This window comes from Leucobacter sp., from assembly GCF_053528595.1.
Genome location: NZ_JAIVPF010000020.1, coordinates 67009 through 87987, shown reverse-complemented (window position 1 = coordinate 87987; position 20979 = coordinate 67009). Strand labels below are relative to the sequence as shown.

The window sequence follows — 20979 nt, the reverse complement described above, 5'->3', positions numbered from 1 at the left end:
CGTAGGGCACCGGCGCGGGCCGGGGAACGGGCTCCGCGGCGCGGTAGGGGGCCGGTGCGGGTGCGGAGGCCGGTGCGGGTGGGGGTGACTGGTCAGTCATGGTCTGCTCCGTTCAGGACGCGCTGCAGCCAGGAGTCGCGCGAGGCGAGCGCGGCGCGCGTGATCTCGGCGTCGGGTGCGTACATGTCGAAGCCGTGGAAGCCGCCCGACCAGACGTGCAGCTCGGCGGTGCCGCCGACCGCCCAGATGCGCCTTGCGTAGTCGACGTCCTCGTCTCGGAACATCTCGGCGGCGCCCACCTCGATGAAGGCCGGCGGCAGGCCCGACAGATCGGCGGCGCGGCTCGGGGCCGCGTAGGCCGGGGCGTCCACGGAGTAGGCCAGCTCCTCGCCGAGCACGCAGCGCCAGGCGAGCAGGTTCGCGTCGCGCTGCCACGTGCCGATCCCGTCGTACTGCAGGCTCGAGACCGTCGCGTTCGTGTTGTCGAGCATCGGGCAGAGCAGCAGCTGCCCGGCGAGCGCGGGGCCGCCGCGATCCCGCGCCATGAGCGCCACCGCCGCTGCGAAGGCGCCGCCCGCGCTGCCGCCCATCACGACGATGCGCGAGGCGTCGCCGCCCAGCTCCGCGGCGTGATCGGCGACCCAGCGCGTGGCCGCGTAGTCGTCCTCGACGCCCGCGGGGAAGGGATCCTCGGGCGCCAGCCGGTACTCGACGTTGACGCCGATCACCCCGTGCCGGGCGACGAGATCGGCGACCCGGCCGTGCTCCCAGCTGCGGTGCCCCACGATCATGCCGCCCCCGTGGAAGTTGACGAGCACGGGCAGCGGCATGGGGCCCGGATCCTCGGGGCGGAACACCGTGATCTCGAGTTCGGGGGCGCCCTCGGGGCCGGGGATCAGGAGCTCCTCGGCGGTCACGGGCAGCCCGGCGGCGACCTCGGCCCCGGAGGGGAAGGCCGGCCCCCCGCCGCGCATGAGCGGCAGCGTCTCCTCGGTGAGCGGCGGCTGGGGAGTCGCGGCCATCGCCTCGAGGACCGGCGCGATCTCGGGGTCGAACGGCACCGGCGCGACGCTCGGGGCGCCGTGCGCGACCGGGGTCGCGGAAGAGGCCTGCGCGGTCGGCGAGGCTTGGCCGGCCGCCGCCAGCGCGGTCTCGGGCTGTGCGGGAGCGCTCACGGTCACGGTCCCTCCGGGTCGACGAGGCCGCGGTCGGCCCAGAACGGCTCGACGCGCGCGCGGATCTCCTCGGCACCCACCCGCTCCAGCACCTCGAGACTGCCGAGATTGGCCTTCAGCTGCGCGACGCTCGACGCCCCGAAGAGCGTCGTGGCGGTGGCGGGGTGCGTGAGCGTGAACGCGATGGCGAGCTGCGCGGGGGTGCAGTCGAGGTCTTCTGCGAGCCGCACGAAACGGGGCACGTCGTCGATGATGCGCTGGCGGATCCCGCCCGGATCCCGACCCACCTCGCGGTCCGTGGCGATCTTGCCCGCGAGGTAGCCGCCCTCCATGACGTCGGAGGCCTGCATCGAGAGCCCCTGCTCCCACAGCTTCGCGAACGGCGCGCCGTCGGGGATCGAGCGCCTCGAGACGCTGTACTTCAGCTGTGCGATCTCGGGACCGGGCGCACCCTCCTCGGCGGCGATGTCGACGAGCGACTGGATGCTCGACGCGGACCAGTTGTTCACGCCCCAGGCGCGGATGAGGCCGGCCTTCCGCAGCTCCGCGAGGCTCAGCACGATGTCGCGCAGCGCCACGTCGTCGCGGCGCAGGTCGCCGAGCACCACGAGGTCGGCGTGCTCGGCGCCCACGCGGAACAGCGCCCGCTCGAGCTGCGGGCGGAAGCCGGCCGCGTCGTCCCAGCCCTCGAGCCAGAGCTTCTCGGAGAGCAGGTAGTCCTCGCGGCTCGCGCCGGTCGCGCGGATGATGGCGGAGAAGAGCACGTCGGTGAATGCAGGCGGCATGCCGGGGAAGCCGTAGACGCCCACGTCGAACAGGGTGACGCCGCGGTCGAGCGCGGTGCGCACGAGGTCGACCGCGTCCTCGAAGTGCATGCGGTCGTAGATGTGCCAGGAGCCGAGGGCGAAGACCGAGGTCTCGAGGTCGCTGCGGCCGATGCGGCGGCGGGGGATCGGGGTGGTCATGGTGTCCTTTCGGGATCAGTGGTCATCCTGCGCGAGGGAGGGGTCGAGGGCTCTCGACGTGGCGGGTGAGATCCTGCGACTCGCCAGCTCGCGCAGAGCTACGGGGGTCAGAGCCTGGTGAGCCGCGGATCGATGACCGCCTTGATCTCGCCGAGCCGGTGCATGTCGGCGATGCGGTCGGAAGCCCGTTCGAGCCCGCAGGGAGCGGAGAACAGCTCGTCCCAGGGGAATCGGTCGGCGAAGGTGCGGAAGAACTCGATCGAGCGGTGGTAGTCGGAGACGTCGCCGTTGAGCGAGCCCACGACCGTGAGCTCCTTGCCCATGATCGCCGACAGCGGGAACGGATCCCCGGTGGGGCCGGTCGACCCGACGACGACGAAGGTGCCGCGCTGCGCCGCCATGCCGATCGCCTCGGGGCCGATGCTCGGCGCGCCCGCGAAGTCGAGCACGAGGTCGGCGCCGCGCCCGTCGGTCAGCTCCATCACGCGGGCGACCGTGGCGTCCGAGCCGTCCGCGATGTCGATGGTGTGGTCGGCCCCGAACCGCCGGGCGAGCTCGAGACGGGCGGGCGGCGCGCCGACGGTGATGACGGTGCCCGCCCCCGAGATGCTCGCGACCGCCGTGGCGAAGAGCCCGAGCGCGCCCGATCCCTGCACGACGACGCGGGATCCCGCCCGCACGCCGCCCGCCCGGTCGAAGGCCCGCAGCACGGTCTTCGCGGCGCAGCCCGCGGCCGAGGCCCAGGTGTCCTTGACCTCGTCGGGCAGCCGCAGCTTCTGCGCGCCCGGCACGACGTACGCGTACTCCGAGAGGCCCGCGGTGGCGTAGGGCGGCGCATCCGAGCGCTGCAGGAAGCCGTAGCCACGGCGTGAGCACGCCACCGGCTCGCGCAGCACGGTGCAGCCGAAGCAGCGGCCGCAGACCGATTCCGACCAGCCGATGCGGTCGCCGATCGCGAGGGGTTCGCCGAGGGCGTCGACGGTGCCCTCGCCCACCGCGACGACCTCGCCGACCATCTCGTGCCCGAGCACCATGGGCAGCATTCCGGGGAAGCTCATCTTGCCCGCCCAGATCTCGATGTCGGTGCCGCAGAGCGTGGTGCACGTGATGCGCACCAGCGCGGCGCCGGGTTCGATCGAGGCGGGCAGGGGCAGCTCCTGCAGCTCCAGCGCCGCGCCGTGCTCGGTCAGCACGGCCGCGAGAGTGGATTCGGGGATCGTCATCGAGTGCTCCATTCCGTGGGTTTCGGCATGGCGTCGTTGCCGGGATGCCGACGATGTGGTTTTATTCTACATACGTTGACCTAAACGGGAAGCCCCGATGTCCGATCATCCGATTCGATCGGAGCGGGGCGGGGTCCCGACCCCTGGAGGAATGTGATGAGCTCGAGCGAAGCGACGATGCGGAGCGATGCACTCGCGCAGGACGGCACGCGCGCGACCGCGCCCGATCGGACCGCCGATCTGGTACTGCGCGGCGGTGCGGTGCTCGTGATGGATGCGGCGGGCGGCCGGGCGGAGGCCGTCGCGGTGCAGCGCGGGCGCATCGCCGCGGTGGGATCCGACGCCGAGATCGCCTCGTGGATCGGCGAGGGCACCCGAGTGGTCGAGCTCGACGGACGCGCCGTGCTGCCGGGCATCAACGACTCCCATCTGCACGGCGCCTGGCTCGGCGCGCGCTGGCCCCACACCTTCTTCAACGCCCCGGATCCCGAGGCCGCAGCCGGGGTGAGCGGCACGCTGGCGGGCACCCGCGCCGAGCGCCGCGCCGCGATCCTGCGCACCGGAGAGATGCTCGCCGCCTCCGGCATCACCAGCTACACCGAGCCCGGCATCGGCCCGGGCGAGGACGACGGCGAGACCGGCTGCTTCCACAGCGAGGTGATCGACGTCTACCGGGAGCTGGCCGCAGAGGGCGCGCTGCTGCAGCGCGTCACCCTGCTGGCGCTCTACGGCGTGCTCGACGGACCGAGCGATGTCGAGACCGTGCTGCGCGGGATCGCGGAGCGCGCCGCCGCCGCCCCCGAGGGCGACCCGACCTGGTTCGCCGTGCCGGGCGTCAAGCTCTTCGGCGACCTGATCCCGCTGTCGCGCCAGGCCTGGACCGATCGGCCCTACGACGACGGCACCCACGGCGACCTGCTCGTGCGAGGCGCGTCGATCGAGCAGAAGGCCGCGCGCCTCGCCGAGATGATCCGCGCCGCGCACCTCGCCGGACTGCAGATCGGGCTCCACGCGACGGGCGACCGCACGATCCAGCTCGCGCTCGACGCGATCGCCGAGGCCGCCGCGATGCCGGGGGCGCCCGCGGCCGGGCAACCGGGGCACGTGATCATCCACGGCGACCTCGCGACCGAGGCGCAGGTGCGCCGCATGGCAGAACTCGGCGTGTGGCTCAACGCGCAGGCCGGCATCGCGGCCGCCACCGAGGGCTGGCTGGCCAGCATGATGGGCGCCGAGACGGCGGCTTCGGCGTGGGCGTACGGCGCTGCGCTCGACGCCGGGGTGCTCGTGCTGTCCTCCGATGCCCCCGTGCTCGGGTTCGACTGGCGGCGCGGGATCGCCGACGCCGACTCGCGCATCGTGCGGATGGGCGGTGCGGCCTCGCCCGAGGCGGCTCGCGAGCGCCTGCACGGGCTGCTGCGCGCGTACACGGCCGTGCCGGCCGAGCAGGACCGGGCGGGCTCGTGGAAGGGCACGGTCGAGGCGGGCAAGGTCGCCGACCTGGTGGTGCTGGGCCGCGACCCCTTCGACGTCGGCGCCGCCGGACTGCCCGAGGTGCCGATCGAGCTCACGGTGCTCGACGGGCGCGTGGTGTTCGAGGGGGAGCGGTAGCCCGCCCCGGCCGGTCGGGCGAGGAGCGCGGCGACGAGCCGAAACCGGGGGCCTTGATTGGGGCGCTGCGGTCCTTCCGGCCCGCAGCGCCCCGCGAGTGGCGGATTTCGAGGGTGATTCTCCGGATTCAGCCGCGTTATCCGCCACTCGCTGGGTCTTCTTCCGATGAGGGGGCCGGAAGCGGCGGGTTGCGCGAGGTGGGATCGGGTGGGGCCGCGCAGTGCAGGCGGGGCTCAGGTGAGGAGCTGGCCGCCGTCGACGGCGAGGCTCACACCCGTGATGTGCGCTGCGCCGGCTCCCGCGAAGAAGGTCACCGCCGGGGCGATGTCCTCGACCCTCGCCAGGTCGCCCAGCGGGATCCGGCTCGACCACGCCTCGCGGGCGGGCGATCCCTCGGGCATGCCCATCTCGAGCATGGGTGTGAGCACGGGCCCGGGGGCGACCGCGTTGACGCGGATCCCGTGCGCGGCCAGCTCGATGGCGGCCCAGCGCGTCACCGAGTCGACCGCGGCCTTGCTCGACTCGTACGCGCCCATGCCGGGGGTCGGCTGGCGGCCGCCGATCGACGAGATGTTGACGACGGTCCCGCCGCCGCCCGCGGCGATGCGGTGCTGGGCGAACGCCTGGATCATGGTGAAGGTGCCGATGACGTTGACCTCGAGGATCGAGCGGTAGGCCTCGGGTGCGAGCTCGGTGACGGCGCCGTGCACCGAGAGGATGCCCGCGTTGTTGACGAGCACGTCCGTGCCGCCCGCGCCCCCCTCGTGCGCCGGCCGGGCGAACGCGGCCGCCACGGCTGCGGCGTCGGTGATGTCGAGCGCGAGCGCGCCGGCGCCGGCGCCGAGCGCATCGGCCGCTGCGGTGACCGCCGCGGCGTCGCGATCGGCGAGGATCACGCGGTCGCCCGCCTCGATGAACGCGCGGGCGATGCCCTGGCCGATGCCGCCGGCGCCGCCGGTGATGAGGACGGTGCGGGATGAGGTCACGGTGACTCCTTCGTCGTGGGCCGCCGCGACGGATCCGGGGCGGCACTGGATCGGTGGTGATTTATATTATACGATTGTAGAAAATAAAGGGCAATGGGTCGAATCGAGTGGATCCGATCCGGAGCCGGAGTGCTGCGAGGAGGCGGTTATGGAGTTCAGCGGTGAGGTTCCCCTGCGGAGGCTCGGACCCGGCGGGCCGGAGGTGCCGGTCTTCGCGCTCGGGTCCTGGAACATCTGGGACCGGATGGAGCCGGTGGACCGCCGAGCGCTGATCGAGCGCGCCGTCGAGGCGGGCACTGCGTTCTTCGACGTCGCCTACTACAACATGGGTCCGCACGCCGAGGCCTCGCGCACCGATCTGCTCTTCGGCGAGGCGATCCACGAGCTCGGGCTCGAGCGGTCCCGGTACCGGCTGTGCGGCAAGCTGTGGCTGTGGGAGTACCCGCGGACCGGCTTCGCCGAGCAGATGGACGTGTCGCTCGAGCGGATCGGCGCCGCCGGAGCGCATCCCGGATCGTTCGAGACGGTCGTCGTGGGCGACTTCACGGGCGACATCGACATCGCTCAGGTGGTGCGCGACGTGCAGGCGGAGATCGAACGCGGCAGCTTCTCGAGCTGGGGAGTCAACAACTGGCCGGCCGAGGCGCTGCAGCTGGCCCTCGACACCGCCGCGGCCGAGGGGCTCACGGCCCCGAGCTTCGCGCAGCTCAAGTACGGTCTCGTGCGCCGCAGCATGGCTGAGGGGGAGTTCTACGGGCGCTGGTTCTCCGACGGCACACTCGCGCTGCAGGCCTCCGACGCCTTCGAGGGCGGGATCCTCGTCGGCAAGCTCAGCCCGGGGCGCAAGATCGGCGCGGACGTGGGCGGCATCCGCGAGCGGATCGTCGCCGCGTACCCCCGCGTCGCCGAGATCGCGGAGTCGTTCGACGCGACTCCGGCGCAACTCGGCATCGCGTTCTGCCTGGCGAACCCGGCCACCGCGAACGTGCTCTTCGGCGCCTCGAGCGTGCGTCAACTCGATGACAACCTCGGCGCGATCTCGCTGCTCGAGCGGGAGGGGGCCGAGCGGATCCGCGAGGCCACGGCCGAGCTCTGGCTGGACCGCGAGGTGCGCGCCGACGGGGTCTGGGCGCCGCCCGCGGCCTGATCCGGCATCGACCCGGATCGGTCCGGCGGAGCGGGTGCATGTCGAAGGGCGCCGCATCACCGCCTCGCGAGTTGCGGACTGCACCCGTTGCCGTGCAGCAGGTCGCCTCGGCCCGACGGCGGCGACGCTGCACGGCATCTATCCGCCCCGGTCGCTCGAGGGCGATGAGCGGTTGCACCCGGTCGCCATCGGCGCCGCGAATGCGCCCTGCGAATCCGGGATCGTCGGCGGTCGTACCGGGTTCCGGGTTCCGGCGCGTCGCGCCGGTGGAGTGCGAGTCGTCGCCCCGGGAATGCGCATGGGCGTCGCTCGCGCCGCCGCCGGCAGGTGCGGCTCCGCCGGCGCATCGGCAAGAAGTGCGAGTCTTGCTCCGCCGCTCTGCGCGGGCGGATACGGCAGGGCAGGACTCCCGTATCGGCCGGGGGTTACGCCAGGAACTGGATCGCGGCCGTGCGGAACTCGAGGCTGTCGAGGGCGCCTCGGTGGTCGCCGGGCACGTGGGTGAGCGATCCCTGGGGGAGCGCATCTGCAAGGCCCTCGATGCCCTGCGTCATCTGGTCGCCGCTGCCCGCGACGAGCAGCGTCGGCACCCGGGGGGCTGCGGCCTGCGGCGCGAAGGGCTCTGATGCCAGACCCGGGATCAGCTTCGCGAGCGAGGCGGTGTCCCGGCCCGGAGCCGAGATCATGCCGGCCATCATGCCCACCAGGGGATCGGCCGACCCGCCGCCGAGCGCCGCCTCGAGCTCTGCCGGGTCGATCGCGGCGAAGGGCTCGAAGGGGCTGACGCCGCCGAGCACCAGGCGCCGCACCCGCGGGGAGGCGGCCGGGAGCTCCCATGCCAGCCGCGCGCCGAGCGAGTACCCGATCACGTCGAAGTCGCCCTCCGGTGCCACCGAGGAGATCGCGTCGAGGATCGCGGCCACGACCGCCGTGGTCGTCGCCTGAGCCGCGGAGCCGATGGCGGGGCTCTCGCCGTGACCGGGGAGGTCGACGGCGAGCGCGGTGCGGCCGGCCGCGCGGAGGGACTCCGCCCAGCCGGTCGAGAGGAAGTCCTCGGCGGTGCTGGAGGCGAAGCCGTGCAGCAGCACGACGGGGGGCTGCGCGGATCCGGCTGCGGGGAAGTGGTGGGCTGCGAGCGTCATGGCTGACCTTTCGACGACGAACGGCGGGAGCGGAATGCTGGATTGATGACTTGATGAATCGATGGATCGATGCAGGTGCGGCGGGTCGGTGGTGCGACGAACCGCGCGGCTCGCGTCGCTCCGGCCAGACGCCCGATCGCTGTTTTTCTATGATAGTAGAAAATAAACTCGGGTGGCCCTGGACTTTTTGTTTCTACAATTGTAGAGTTTCCGGCAGGCCACCATCACGGACACCGTCGTCCCGCTCTGCCGGGACGGCCCGCACAGCTAAGGACGATCCTCATCATGACCGCAACCCCCGAACGCATCGTCGACATCGCCATCGGATTCATGGGCGCGAAGCAGCTCGACGCGGCGAGTCGCATCGGCATCTTCAAGGCTCTGGCGGACGGCCCCAAGAACGTCGCCGAGCTCGCCGGGGCGACGCAGCACGCCGAGCGGCAGGTGCGCACGCTGGCCGACGCCATGAACTCGCTCGGGCTGCTCGACCGCGAGAACGGCTCCTACTCGCTCCAGGCCGACGCCGCGAAGTACCTCTCGGGCACGGGCGAGATCGACCTCACCCCCTTCATCGCCTTCCTCGGCGACATCAGCTACCGGCAGTGGCTCGGCTACGACAAGACCGTCGACACCGACGAGGCCGGCACCCTCGACCTCGACGAGGCCGGCTGGGGCGACTTCATGAACGGCGTCATGACCTACAACGCGCTGCACGCCGAGCAGTTCGGCGAGGCCTTCGACTTCTCGGGCTACCGCAACGCCCTCGACTTCGGCGGCCTCGCCGCGGGCTTCTCGATCGAGGCGATGCGGCAGAACCCCGAGCTCACCACCCGCTTCGTCTACGCGCCGGGATTCACCGACGGCATCGTCGAGTCGGCGGCCCGGGCGGGCGTGCAGGATCGCATCAGCCTGGAAGAGGGCGCCACGGAGTCGACGGAGCCCGGCGGCGAGCACGACCTGCTGCTGCTCACCCACGTGCTGCACCGCTTCGACGAGCCCCAGAACCGCGCGATCCTCGCGGCCGCCCGCGGGGCGGCGGCGACGGGCGCGACGCTCATGCTGCTCGACTTCTTCCTCGACCAGGACGGCACCCAGCGCCCCATCGACGCGCTGCACGCCGGCGAGTACTTCAACATCGACGGCACCGTCGTCTACCCGATCGAGCAGGTCGAGGGCTGGCTCGCCGAGACCGGCTGGAAGACCGATCGCCTGGTCGCGCTGCCCGGCAGCCCGCGCGTGCTCGTCGCCACCGCGGTCTGAGCGCGGCGACCCGCGACGCCGTGTCCATCGTCACCACCGTTCTGGGAGCGGTCGAGCCGGATTCGCTCGGCCCGGTGCTCGCCGCGGAGACACTGCTGTGCGCGCCGCCCGCGGGGCGCGGGAACGCCGGCCGCCCCGCGAGCGAGGCTGCGTTCGAGCGCGCCCCGGTGACGATGGAGCGGCTGGGAGGGGTGATGCTCGGTGCCGTGAACCGCGATGATCGCACGCTCGACGGCGCGGATGCCGAGGCCGCGCTCGACGCCCTCGTCGCCGCGATGCTGCGGGATCCGGGGGCGGGGCGCGCGGCGGAGGCCGAGCGCCCCGGACCGGGACGGGCCGGATCGAGTGCCGGCGCCGAGCCGGGCACGACCCCGCTGGTCGTCGCCCTGGCCGGCCGGGGATCGAACGCGGAGCCCGCGCTCCTCGCCGCGCTCAGCCGGGCGAGCGGCGTGGCGATCGTGCGCGGTGTCGGCGGGTCGACGGGCCGGGGCGGATCGGGAGACGCACCCTCATCGGAGCCCGGTCCCGGTCGCGACGCCGACGCCCTCGCCGCCCGTCTGGCCGAGGCGCTGTCGGAGACCGAGCACCCTGCGGGTGCGATCGGCGCCCTGCCGGTCCCCGGCGACGATCCGCGGGCCGGCGCGGCCGACGCGGCGCGGATCGAAGCGGCTGCGGCCGTCGCGCGCGACACCGGGGTCGCCCTGGTGCTCGCGCCGCGCGCCGACCCCTGGACCGTCGACCTGCCGGACGCGCCCGGCGCGGACGCCCTGCGTCGCGCCCTCGCGGCCGTCGACGCTGCCGGCCTGGACCGCTCGCGGGTGGTCCTCGCGGGCGCTGCCGCGTGCATCGCCCGCCGCGACGACCTCGGCTCGCCCCTCACCGGTTTCGATCCCGCGCGCCTCGACGCGCTGCTCGCGCACGGCGCGGCGGTCTGCTTCGACGACCTGGGGCGGATCCCGAACGTGCGCACGGCCGTGTCGGACCACGATGTCGCGCTCGCGATCCTGCGCGGCGCCGAACGCGGGGCGGGCGACCGCATCATGCTCAGCACCGGGATCCGCAGCAAGCACCGGCTCACCGCGTTCGGCGGCAACGGGCTCGAGTTCGTGTCGCAGCAGTTCCTGCCCTACCTCCGCGTGCTCGGGGCGGGGGACGGACTGGTGCGCGCAGTCGGCGGGGCCAGCGCCGCGCGAGTGCTGGGGCGCGCGACGGCGGAAGGAGCGGCGGCATGAGCGGGACGAGCGGCCCGGACGGCGCTGCGCGGGCGCCGAGGCGTCCCCGCCCCGCCTCCTCCCGTCGAGGGGCGGAATCCGGCGCGCTCGAGATCCCGGACCTCGAAGGGCTCGTGCAGACCGTGCTCGGTCCCGTGCCGCCGGAGGCGCTCGGTCCGACCCTGATGCACGAGCACCTCTTCCTCGACATCCGCCGCCCCGGGCACAGCCCCAATCCGCGGCCGGGCGAGTGGGCGCCCGAGGCCGAGGAGCCGCTGACCCTCGCGAACCTCGCGGCGGTGCGCCGCGGTCGGCCCAGCGCCGACAACGACATCCTCGGAGACCTCGCCGAGGTGCTCGACGAGGTCGGCGACTTCGTGCGGCAGGGCGGCGGCACGATGGTCGAGGTGACGAACGCGGGCATCGGGCGCGACGCGCGGGCGCTCGCCCGGCTGAGCCGCGCCTCCGGACTGCACCTCGTCATGGGCGCCGGGTGGTACCAGCGGGATCTGCACCCCGCGGGATTCGCCGAGCGGAGTCTCGAGGAGCTCACCGCCGAGATCGTGCGCGACATCGTGGTCGGGGTCGGCGATCCCGAGGGGCGCGGCACCGGGATCCGCTCCGGCATCATCGGCGAGGTGGGGGCCGAGGGCGATCCCGTCGACCCGCAGGAGGTGCGCAGCGTGCGCGCGGCCGGGCGGGCCTCGGCGATCACAGGCGCGCCGATCACGCTGCACATGGGCGGGTTCGGCGAGGCGAGGCTGCGCGTGCTCGACGCGCTCGAAGAGGAGGGCGCGGATCCGCGCTCCGTGATCTTCGGGCACGCCGGCACGATCGCGGACGACATGGATTTCGCGCGCAGGCTGCTCTCCCGGGGCGTCGCCGTCGAGGCCGACTTCCTCGGTACGACCGGCAGTCCCTGGGGCACGCTGTTCCCCTTCACCGACCGCGGTGTGGCGCGGGGCTTCGCCGAACTCGTCGCGGACGGCTGGGGATCGCAGCTCGTGCTCGGCGGCGACGTGTGCCAGCGGGTGCAGCTGCGCCGCTGCGGCGGGCACGGCTACGGGTACGTCGTCGATCACTTCCTGCCGGTGCTGGCGGAGTTCGGGGTGGATCAGGAGGATCTCGACCGGATCATGGTCGAGAACCCGGCGCGGCTGCTCGCCTTCCGCGCCCCGCGCAGGAGCTGATCCGGCGGGATCCGGTCCGGGGGATCGGAGCCGGTGGGATCGGAGCCGGGGATCCGAACCGGGGCGCCAGCCGGCACGAGGTCAGCCGGCGCGGCGCAGACGCGCGATGAAGTCGGTGACCTGGGCCTCGAGCACGTCGATGCTCACGTGCTCGGGGCTCACCACGCGCACGACGGTGGCGCCGATGTTCATCATGACGATCTCGTCGACAAGCTGCTCGTCGGGAGTCGGGGTGACGATGTCGCCGTCCTCGCGGCCCTCCCGCAGATACTGCCGGTGCATGGCCTTCCACGAGTCGAGGTGCTCGCTGTACCCGTGGTCGAGCTCGGGGCTGAACGCGCAGCGCTCCCAGAAGGAGAGCAGCACGCGAGCGGCCGTCGCGTCGCCCTCCTCGATGGGCAGCGTGAAGCGCATCGACATCTCGAGCGCCTCGATACCGCGCTTGCCCGCGACGTGCGCGGCGAGCCGGTCGCCCAGTCCGTGCAGCGAGCGCTCGTAGGCGCCCTTGATGATCTGGTCCTTGCCCGTGAAGTAGTGCTTCAGCGCACCGTTGGCGAAGCCGGCCCGGGCTGCGATCTCGCGCATCGTCGCGGCCTCGATGCCGCCCTCGACGATCAGCTCCCAGGTGACGTCGACGATGTCGCTTCGTCGCTGATCGTGGTCGATGATCTTCGGCATGGCGGCTTCCTTCGGCGTGCGGCGGGGTTTTTCTCCTCCAGTGTAGACGTAAAAGTCGAACGGGGGTCCGGTTCCGCGATGCGCGACTCCTGTTGCGTTGGAGTGCATTCGGCTTGACTCACCGGGCACGACCGCACTCCCGCTCTCGACCGCCGCGGTGCCGCAGTGGGATTCTGAAGGGGACTGTGCGGCGAGGGTGCCGCGCGCGAGAGGAGTTCTGATGTCGAGTCAGTCCGGATCGGCCGCGGCGCCGAAGAGCGTGATCGTGGTGGGGGCGGGATCGGCCGGATCGGTGGTCGCCCGCCGTCTCTCCGACGCGGGGGTGGCGGTGACGCTGCTGGAGGCCGGCGGCGAGGACACCAATCCCGCGATCCACGATCTGAGCCGCATGGGGGAGCTGTGGCACAGCCCCGACGACTGGGACTACTACACGGTGCCCCAGGAGGGCGCCGGCGGGCATCGCCTGCACTGGCCGCGCGGCAAGGTGCTGGGCGGATCCCACTCCCTGAACGCCATGATCTGGGTGCGCTGCGTGCCGGAGGACTTCGACCACTGGGCCTCGCTCGGCAATCCCGGCTGGGAGTGGGAGAACGTGCTCCCCGTCTACCGGGCGATCGAGAACTACCGCGGCGCCGGCGACCCCGCCTGGCACGGCACGGACGGCCCGCTCGACGTCACCGACGAGTACGAGCTGTCGCCGATCCAGCAGTCCATCATCGACGCGGCGGTCGAGGAGGGGCTGTCCCGCAACCCCGACTACAACGGCGCCTCGATCGAGGGCGTCTCGCAGCAGCAGGTGACCATCCGCGACGGCAAGCGCCTCAACACCTACATGGCGTACGTGAAGCCCGTGCGTGAACGGCTCGCGCTCGAGACGGGCTGCCACGTGCACGAGCTGATCTTCGCCGACGGATCCGAGGCCGGCCGGCCTCGGGTCGTGGGGGTGCGCTTCGTCCAGGGCGGCGAGGTGCGCGAGCTGTTCGCCGACGAGGTGATCCTGGCGGCGGGCGCGATCGACTCGCCGCGGGTGCTGCTGCGGAGCGGGATCGGACCGGCCGACGAGCTGCGCGAGGTGGGGATCGAGCCCCGCGTCGACCTGCCCGGCGTGGGCAAGAACCTGCACGACCACTACCTGTCGCCCGTGATCTTCGACACGGCCAAGCCGATCGACCCGCCCCGCGAGGGCGTGTCGGTGACGCAGTCCCACCTGTTCTGGAAGAGCCGCGAGGAGCTCGACCGCCCCGACACGCAGCCGATCCTGTTCTCGGTGCCCATGTACGGCGACTTCCTGGAGCCGAAGGGCGGCAACGGCTTCTCGCTCATGGCGGGTCTCGTGACCCCGGAGTCGCGGGGAGAGATCCGGTTGTCGGGCCCGAACCCCGAGGATCCGCTGCTGCTCGACCCGCACGCGCTCGAGCACGAGGACGACGTCGCGTCGCTCGTGGCGTCGGTGCGGCAGTGCCGCCGGATCGGTCGTCGGGCGGCGCTCGCCGCCGCGCCCGAGGAGGGCGGCTGGGGTGCGACGGAGATGTACCCCGGCCCCGGGGTGGGCGACGGAGAGGATCTCGTGGAGTACGTGCGGAACACCCTCGCGACCTACCACCACCAGGTCGGCACCTGCAAGATGGGCGTGGACGAGCTGGCCGTGGTCTCGCCTCGGCTCGCGGTGCACGGGGTCGACGGACTGCGGGTGATCGACGCCTCGATCATGCCCCGCGTCACCACGGGCAACACCAACGCGCCATCGGTGCTGATCGGCGAGTTCGGTGCGCGGTTCGTGCTGGACGGCGAACGGTAGGCTCCGCAGGTCCCGCGCTGACCCCCGTGCACGGGGGTCAGCGCAGCGCGACGGTGCGGAAGCCCGCGTTGCCCATCGACGAGTCGGGCGTATTGCTCGACCGCGCGGAGTTGCGATAGCGATTGCAGTAGGAGGGGTGGCAGAGGTAGCTGCCGCCCCGCAGCACGCGCTGCGCCCCCTGCTCGGGGCCGGGCGGGTCGAACTCCGGCGACTCGGCGTAGTAGCCGGGGTCGAAGCGGTCGGCGCACCACTCCCACACGTTGCCGACCGGCTGCCAGAGCCCGTACCCGTTGGGCTCGAACGAGCGCGCGGGGGCGGTGCCGATCCAGCCGTCCGCGGCGGTGTTGTGCGCGGGGAAGGAGCCCTGCCACACGTTGGCGCGCCATGCGCCGTCGCTGCCGTCGATGGGGGCGTTCCCCCACGGGAAGGTCGCGGCCGTCAGCCCGCCCCGAGCGGCGTACTCCCACTCGGCCTCGGTCGGCAGCCGCCGCCCCGCCCAGTCGCAGTAGGCGAGCGCATCGTGCCAGCTGACGTGCACGACGGGGTGCTCCGAGCGCCCGTCGAGCGATGACGCCCGCCCGCCGGGGTGCCGCCAGTCGGCGCCGCGCACCCCGATCCACCAGGGGGTTCCCGCGGTCGGTCCGGCGATGTCGGCGGTCGGCGCCTCCACGAGCAGGTGGAACACGGCGGAGATCCCGAACAGCTCGGCCTCGGTCTCGTACCCGGTGGCCTCGACGAACCGGGCGAACTGGGCGTTCGTGACGGATGTCGCGTCGATCTCGAAGGCCTCGAGCCTCACACGGTGCAGCGGCAGCTCGCCATCGGCGACGAGACCGTCGCCCGAGGAGTCGCCCATGAGGAACGAGCCGGCCGGCACGGCGCACTGCTCGACGGCGTGGTGCCCCGCGGGGCGCCCCCCGCCGTGCGCACCGGCGGCTGCGGCGCCCTCGGCGGCGCGGCGCGGCGCGGCGCCCGCCGTCTCCGGCGCAGCCCCATCCGCGGCGCGCGACGGGCCGCAGCAGTGAGGGGTTCCTCCCGCGGTGCTCATCGCGCCACCGCTTCCACCGCCCCGGTCGCTCCCGCACCGGAGCCGATGCTCCCGAGCAGGGTGGCCACCGAGGCGCGCATGCGCTCGTCGGAGGCGAATTCCGGCATGAGGAGCCTGATCGTCTGCCACCCCATGTTCGACGCAGCGATCTCGTCGGAGGCGGTCACCAGGTCGACGTGCGGGGGGATCTCGCCCAGCTCGCGGGCCTCCTCGAGCATCTGCATGATGCGGGCCCGCCACTGGCGCGCGTGCGCCCGCTGCGTCTTCCAGAAGGCGCGGTTCTGGGCCGCGTGGTTCCAGAAGGCGAGGGCCACGCGCGCGTGCAGTTCGCCGTCCTCGCCGAAGGGGAGCACCGCGAGGCAGAACTCGTGCAGGGCGTCGAGCCCCCGCCGCCCGTGCGTGCGCTCGGCGATGGCGGCGTCGGCGAGCTCGCGGGTGCGCAGGAAGGCGGCCGTGAGCAGCGATTCCTTGTCCGGGAAGTAGCGTGCGAACGCACTGTGGGCGGTGCCGGCCTCCGCCGCGATGCGGCGCATGGTCAGGCGGTCGAAACCCTCCCGCGCGATGACGTGCCAGGCGGCCTCCGCGATCTCGTCGCGGCGGGCATCGTGGTCGACGATCTTGGGCATGACGGCTCTCGGGTCGGGGGCGGGATCTGCATCCAGCGTACCCAGCTTCTCCTTTTGTGACCAATTGGTCTTGAAAGCGTGCTATCTTTTTGGGAGACCAACTGGTCTCCTAAAGGAGGGTGAAGTATGAGCCGGACGCAGGCGCGCGGATACGAGGGCTTCCGGGGAGTGGCGACCGAGCGCTCATCGACCTCCGAGCCCTGGTACCCGGAGCCGCGCCGGGCCGCTCCCGGAGCCCCGAACGTCGTGGTGATGCTGGTCGACGACCTCGGCTTCAGCGACCTCGGCCCCTTCGGCGGCGAGATCGACACGCCGCACATCGACGCGGTGGCCGAGCGGGGCTGGGTCTTCACCGGGTACCACACGGCGCCCCTGTGCTCGCCCGCCAGGGCCTCGCTGCTGACGGGACTGAACCCGCACCGCGCCGGCTTCGGCATGGTGGCCCACGTCGACCCCGGTTACCCCGGGTACACCTGCCGACTGCCCGATGAGTCGGCCACGCTGGCGGAGTCCCTGCGCGCGGCGGGCTACGCGACCTTCATGGTGGGGAAGTGGCACCTCACCCCGGAATCCCGGATGCACGACGGCGCCGACCGATCCTCCTGGCCCCTGCAGCGCGGGTTCGACCGCTACTACGGCAGCATGGACGGCTTCACCACGCAGTACCATCCCCACCGGCTGGTGCGCGACAACTCGGTGCTGCCGGTGCTCGAGTTCGACGACGACTACTTCCTCACCGACGATCTCACCGAGCAGGCGCTCGCCATGATCGACGAGCTGCGCGTGAACGACCGCGACCGCCCGTTCTTCCTGTACTACGCGCACACGGCCGTGCACGGACCCGTGCAGGCGAAGCCGGCGGACATCGCGAAGTACCGGGACCGCTACGCGGCCGGCTGGGACGTGCTGCGCGCGGAGCGCTTCGCCCGCCAGCAGCGGCTCGGGATCGTCGCGCCGCAGGCGGCCCTCCCCGACGACGATCGGGCGGGGGCGGGGCGGATCCCCGCCTGGGACGATCTGGATCCCGACGAGCAGCGGCTCTTCGCCAGGCACATGGAGGTCTACGCCGCCTCGGTCGACGAGGTGGATCAGAGCCTCGGGCGCCTCGTCGATCGGCTCGATCGGCTGGGCGAGCTGGACAACACGATCATCGTGGTCGCGAGCGACAACGGCGGCACCGCCGAAGGCGGTCTCACCGGCACCCGCAGCTACTTCTCGCAGTTCGTCGGCGGTGTGCCGCTGCCCGACGACTGGGTGCGCGACGTGCCCCGCCCGCTCGACCTGATCGGCGGTCCGCGCGTGCACGGGCACTATCCGGCGGGCTGGGCCCGCGTCTCGAACACCCCCTTCCGATCGTTCAAGGGATCCGTCTACGAGGGCGGCGTCCACGCGCCCCTCATCCTCTCCTGGCCGGCCGCGCCTCCGGAGTACGCCGAGCCCGGCAGGCTGGACCGGTTCGCGTTCGTCTCCGACGTCGCCCCGACCGTGCTCGACCTCGCGGGCGTCGCGCCCCTCGCGGAGCGCGCGGGGCGGCCGACCCTCGCGGTCGACGGCGCGAGCCTGGGGCCGAGCCTGCGCGATCCGGACGCCGCGGTGCGCGATCGCCAGTACTTCGAGTGCGCGGGCGCCCGTGCGCTGATCGCGGGGGAGTGGAAAGCGCTCGTCCCAGCCGGATCCGCGGTGCGGTCGGACCCGCGCGATGAGCCGTGGGAGCTGTACCGCCTCTCCGAGGATCCCACCGAGACGCGCGACCTCGCGCACGCGGAGCCCGAGCGCGTGCGTCGGCTCGCGGAGGCCTGGCGCGCCGAGGCCTGGCGCAACACCGTGTTCCCCGTCGCCGACGACGGCTCGCTGTTCTCCAATCGCCCCGAGACCGAGCTGCCGCTGTCCGAGCCCGTCGACCTCGTGCCGTTCCGGCCGCCGCTCGAGCGCTTCCGCGCCTCGCGCCTCACCGTGCTGCGCTCCTTCTCGATCGAGATCGAGGTGCGGCTGGAGGAGTCGGCCCGCGGGGTCGTCGTCGCCCACGGGGATCAGGGCGGCGGATACCTGCTCGCGCTCGAGCACGAGGGGCTGCTCGTCGCGTACAACGCCTACGGGCGGATGCACCGCGTGCGGGCGCCGCACCCCGGCACCGGTGCGCACCGGCTGCGTCTGCGCTTCGACGAGGTCGAGGGACTGCGCTGGCGTATCCGCCTGACGGTCGCGGACGGCGCCGGTGCCGAGCTGGAACCGGTGCCCATGCTGCTCGGCATGGCGCCCTTCACCGGCATCAGCGTCGGCTACGACTACGGCGGCCCCGTCGACTGGGACCTCCACGAGGCCCACCGCGGCTTCCGGTTCGCGGGCGGTGAGATTCTGCGCCTCCGGTACGTGCCCGGAGCGCGATCGGCCGTCGACTCCACCGTGATCCGCTCGATCGGCGCGGCCGTGGCCGTCGCCGCCGAGTGATCCCGCTCCACCCCGCAGCACCCACCCACCGAAAGGACCATCATGAAACGCATCCTCGCCGTCGTCGCCGGGGTCGCCGTCTCCGGCCTCGCGCTCACCGCCTGCGCCGCGGGCGGCGGTTCGCCCGGCGCCGGGGCCGGCACGGCCGACACGCCATCCGAGCTGAAGATCGGCAACTTCCTCGACCTCGTGACGTGGGATCCGAGCGCCGCCGACATCGGTTTCAACGGCCCCTACCTCTCGGCCGTCTACGATCCCCTCATCGCGCTCGACGGGGAGGGCACCCCGGTGCCGGCGCTCGCGACGGAGTGGGAGGTCTCCGACGACTCGCTGACCATCACCCTCGAGCTGCGCGATGACGCGGAGTTCTCGAACGGCGAGAAGTTCGACGCTGACGCCGCGGTCGCGAATCTCGAGTTCCTCAAGGCGGGAACCGTGTCGCAGGAGGCCTACCTGAACGTCGACCGCTTCGAGGCCGTCGACGCCGACACCGTCGCGATCCACATGCTCGAGCGCGACGACCGGCTGCTCTACTTCATGGGGCTCGGCCGCAGCTACATGGTCGCGCCCGAGGTCATCGAAGCGGGGACCGCCGCAGAGGCGCCCGTCGGCTCGGGGCCGTACACGCTGAACGACTCGACGGTGCCCGGCGCCGAGTACCGCTTCGACCGGGTCGAGGGGCACTGGGCCGCGGAGCAGTTCCCCTTCGAGACCGTGACGATCACGCCGCTGCAGGAGCCGAGCGCGCGGCTGAACGCGATGGAGGCGGGTCAGCTCAACGTCATCTTCGCCGACGCCTCGATGCTCGACACGGCCGAGGCGCAGGGCTGGAACGTCGTGCAGAAGGTCGCCTCGTGGACCGGGATCCGCATCAACGACCACACCGGCGCGCGGGTGCCCGCCCTCGGCGACGTGCGCGTGCGCCAGGCGCTGAACCACGCCTTCGACGGCGCGCAGGTGCTGGAGACCATCGGGCGCGGGATGGGCGTGTACACCAACCAGGTGTTCGCGTCGGGGTACCCCGGGCACGATCCCGCCCTCGACGAGCGGTATGCCGCGGACATGGAGCGGGCGAAGCAGCTGCTCGAGGAGGCGGGTTACGCCGACGGCTTCGACGTGACGATGCCGATGGCCCCCGCCTTCCAGGCGTGGCAGCCGATCGTCGAGCAGACCTTCGCCGAGCTGGGGATCCGCCTCACCTGGGACGAGTACCAGATGCCCGACTACCAGTCGAACGCCGGAAACTACCCGATGTTCCTGGTGTCGCTCGCGGTGGACGCCGAGCCCGTGGCGACGATCGCCCGCCAGCTCACGGTGCCGCAGTGGTACAACCCCGCGCCCGACATCTCGGAGTTCCCCGAGCTCCAGGACCAGGTCGACGCGGCGCTCGCCGCGCCGCGCGGCGACGAGCAGAATGCGGAGATCGCCCGGCTGAACGGGCTGATCACCGAGGCCGCGTGGTTCGTGGTGTGGTACCAGTCCGAGAACGTGTTCATCACGGACGCGGGGATCGAGCTCACCCCCGTCACGGGCATGATGTTCCCGACGCTGCGGCAGATCCAGCCGGCGTCGTGACCGACGGGCGACGGCCTCTTCCGAACCGTTCTCTCGGGGTTCGGGGAGGTCGTCGCCTCACCCCCGCGCAGCCGCCCTCGGCCCGCGCGACCGCCCGCTCCCTCGGGAGCGCCGAATCACGCGTCCGCCGGTGGCCGCAGTCCGTCGATCAGCGCGTCGACGCTCGCCCGAAGGCTTGCATCGTCGGCGGATTCGGGTACCAGCACCGCGAGCATCTGCCAGCCCGCGTTGTGGACGGAGACCCGGTTCACCGCGACCTCGATGTCGACGTGGGGCGCGAGTTCTCCATCTGCGGCGGCCTCCTCCAGGAAGCGGCGGATCAGGGCGCGTCTCTGAACGATGTACCGATAGTGGATCTTCTCGAGGGCGGGATCCTGCGAAGCCCGGTCCCAGAAGGTGAGCACCACCCGGGACTCGCTGGCTCCCTTCTGCTCGAAGGGGAGCAGTTCCGCGCACATGCGCCTGAGCGCTTCGAGACCGCGCACCCCCTCGACTCGGGCGAGGATGCGCTCGTCCGAAGCGGTGAAGACGCGGAGGAAGGCGGCCGTCAGGATGCTCTGCTTGTCGGGGAAGTACCGGGTGATGGCGCCGTGCGCGTAGCCGGCCTCGGCCGCGATCTCCCGCATCGTGACATGGTCGAATCCGTCACGGATGACGATGTTGGTCACGGCCTCGGCGATGTGCGCGCGGCGTTCGTCGTGGTCCACGATCTTCGGCATGGTGCGGGCTCCTTCCGCGGGTCCTCACCCTCGATCATAGGGTCGCGCGGAGCGCGACGGCGGGCTTGCGGACGACACTCGAAGTTTTTTGTCACCAATTGGTGACTAATCGTTACCCGCTCGTTACCGAACGCGCGCAACTGGAGATTATCCTTTAGTCACCGATTGGTGATTAAA

The 20979-nt window shown here is 72.3% G+C and carries 17 protein-coding genes; 8 read left to right on the top strand and 9 right to left on the bottom strand.

Annotated elements, in window-relative coordinates:
- Positions 1-92: 92 nt before the first annotated feature.
- From ACWKZU_RS03210 to ACWKZU_RS03200, 3 genes are all read right to left on the bottom strand, one after another.
- Positions 93-1175: an alpha/beta hydrolase fold domain-containing protein gene (locus ACWKZU_RS03210; RefSeq protein WP_449280949.1), complete on the bottom strand. Its 1083-nt coding sequence runs from the start codon at positions 1173-1175 to the stop codon at positions 93-95.
- 2 nt (positions 1176-1177) lie between these two features.
- A complete protein-coding gene (locus ACWKZU_RS03205; RefSeq protein ID WP_449280948.1) occupies positions 1178-2140 on the bottom strand; it encodes an aldo/keto reductase in 963 nt (320 codons plus the stop codon).
- 107 nt (positions 2141-2247) lie between these two features.
- Positions 2248-3363 (bottom strand): zinc-binding dehydrogenase, encoded by a 1116-nt coding sequence (locus ACWKZU_RS03200; RefSeq protein WP_449280947.1) that lies wholly within the window; start codon positions 3361-3363, stop codon positions 2248-2250.
- 156 nt (positions 3364-3519) lie between these two features.
- Here ACWKZU_RS03200 and ACWKZU_RS03195 point away from each other — a divergent pair, with 156 nt between their 5' ends.
- Complete coding sequence (locus tag ACWKZU_RS03195) at positions 3520-4974, top strand: amidohydrolase (RefSeq protein WP_449280946.1); 1455 nt, start codon at positions 3520-3522, stop codon at positions 4972-4974.
- 233 nt (positions 4975-5207) lie between these two features.
- Here ACWKZU_RS03195 and ACWKZU_RS03190 read toward each other — a convergent pair whose 3' ends face one another.
- Entirely contained in the window at positions 5208-5960 is a 753-nt protein-coding gene (locus tag ACWKZU_RS03190; protein ID WP_449280945.1) for an SDR family NAD(P)-dependent oxidoreductase, read from the bottom strand.
- Positions 5961-6108: 148 nt separating this feature from the next.
- Between ACWKZU_RS03190 and ACWKZU_RS03185 the strand changes: the two genes are divergently transcribed.
- Positions 6109-7107: an aldo/keto reductase gene (locus ACWKZU_RS03185; protein ID WP_449280944.1), complete on the top strand. Its 999-nt coding sequence runs from the start codon at positions 6109-6111 to the stop codon at positions 7105-7107.
- Positions 7108-7532: 425 nt separating this feature from the next.
- Here the strand turns inward: ACWKZU_RS03185 and ACWKZU_RS03180 are convergent, their stop codons facing one another.
- On the bottom strand, positions 7533-8249 hold the full coding sequence (locus tag ACWKZU_RS03180) for an alpha/beta fold hydrolase (protein WP_449280943.1): 717 nt from the start codon (positions 8247-8249) through the stop codon (positions 7533-7535).
- Between the two features lie 285 nt (positions 8250-8534).
- Here ACWKZU_RS03180 and ACWKZU_RS03175 point away from each other — a divergent pair, with 285 nt between their 5' ends.
- The 3 genes from ACWKZU_RS03175 to ACWKZU_RS03165 are packed head-to-tail and all read left to right on the top strand — an operon-like array spanning position 8535 to position 11910.
- Positions 8535-9509: a methyltransferase family protein gene (locus ACWKZU_RS03175; protein ID WP_449280942.1), complete on the top strand. Its 975-nt coding sequence runs from the start codon at positions 8535-8537 to the stop codon at positions 9507-9509.
- 20 nt (positions 9510-9529) lie between these two features.
- Positions 9530-10741, top strand: coding sequence for a hypothetical protein (locus tag ACWKZU_RS03170; RefSeq protein WP_449280941.1), 1212 nt, complete (start codon positions 9530-9532; stop codon positions 10739-10741).
- Positions 10738-11910 carry a phosphotriesterase family protein gene (locus tag ACWKZU_RS03165; protein ID WP_449280940.1) on the top strand — a complete coding sequence of 391 codons (1173 nt, stop codon included), beginning with the start codon at positions 10738-10740 and terminating at the stop codon, positions 11908-11910. Before ACWKZU_RS03170 ends, ACWKZU_RS03165 begins: the two co-directional genes overlap by 4 nt.
- Before the next feature lie 81 nt (positions 11911-11991).
- Here ACWKZU_RS03165 and ACWKZU_RS03160 read toward each other — a convergent pair whose 3' ends face one another.
- Positions 11992-12588 carry a TetR/AcrR family transcriptional regulator gene (locus ACWKZU_RS03160; protein WP_449280939.1) on the bottom strand — a complete coding sequence of 199 codons (597 nt, stop codon included), beginning with the start codon at positions 12586-12588 and terminating at the stop codon, positions 11992-11994.
- A 220-nt stretch (positions 12589-12808) separates the two neighbouring features.
- Between ACWKZU_RS03160 and ACWKZU_RS03155 the strand changes: the two genes are divergently transcribed.
- Complete coding sequence (locus ACWKZU_RS03155) at positions 12809-14386, top strand: GMC family oxidoreductase (RefSeq protein ID WP_449280938.1); 1578 nt, start codon at positions 12809-12811, stop codon at positions 14384-14386.
- A 37-nt stretch (positions 14387-14423) separates the two neighbouring features.
- Here the strand turns inward: ACWKZU_RS03155 and ACWKZU_RS03150 are convergent, their stop codons facing one another.
- Both ACWKZU_RS03150 and ACWKZU_RS03145 read right to left on the bottom strand, forming a co-directional pair.
- Entirely contained in the window at positions 14424-15434 is a 1011-nt protein-coding gene (locus tag ACWKZU_RS03150; RefSeq protein ID WP_449280937.1) for a formylglycine-generating enzyme family protein, read from the bottom strand.
- Positions 15431-16060, bottom strand: coding sequence for a TetR/AcrR family transcriptional regulator (locus ACWKZU_RS03145; protein ID WP_449280936.1), 630 nt, complete (start codon positions 16058-16060; stop codon positions 15431-15433). The genes ACWKZU_RS03150 and ACWKZU_RS03145 overlap by 4 nt, the downstream gene beginning before the upstream one ends.
- A 126-nt stretch (positions 16061-16186) precedes the next feature.
- Between ACWKZU_RS03145 and ACWKZU_RS03140 the strand changes: the two genes are divergently transcribed.
- Together ACWKZU_RS03140 and ACWKZU_RS03135 are read left to right on the top strand one after the other, a co-directional pair.
- On the top strand, positions 16187-18508 hold the full coding sequence (locus ACWKZU_RS03140; protein ID WP_449280935.1) for an arylsulfatase: 2322 nt from the start codon (positions 16187-16189) through the stop codon (positions 18506-18508).
- Between the two features lie 42 nt (positions 18509-18550).
- Positions 18551-20083 (top strand): ABC transporter substrate-binding protein, encoded by a 1533-nt coding sequence (locus tag ACWKZU_RS03135; protein WP_449280934.1) that lies wholly within the window; start codon positions 18551-18553, stop codon positions 20081-20083.
- Positions 20084-20199: 116 nt separating this feature from the next.
- Here ACWKZU_RS03135 and ACWKZU_RS03130 read toward each other — a convergent pair whose 3' ends face one another.
- Positions 20200-20802, bottom strand: coding sequence for a TetR/AcrR family transcriptional regulator (locus ACWKZU_RS03130; protein WP_449280933.1), 603 nt, complete (start codon positions 20800-20802; stop codon positions 20200-20202).
- Positions 20803-20979 lie beyond the last annotated feature (177 nt).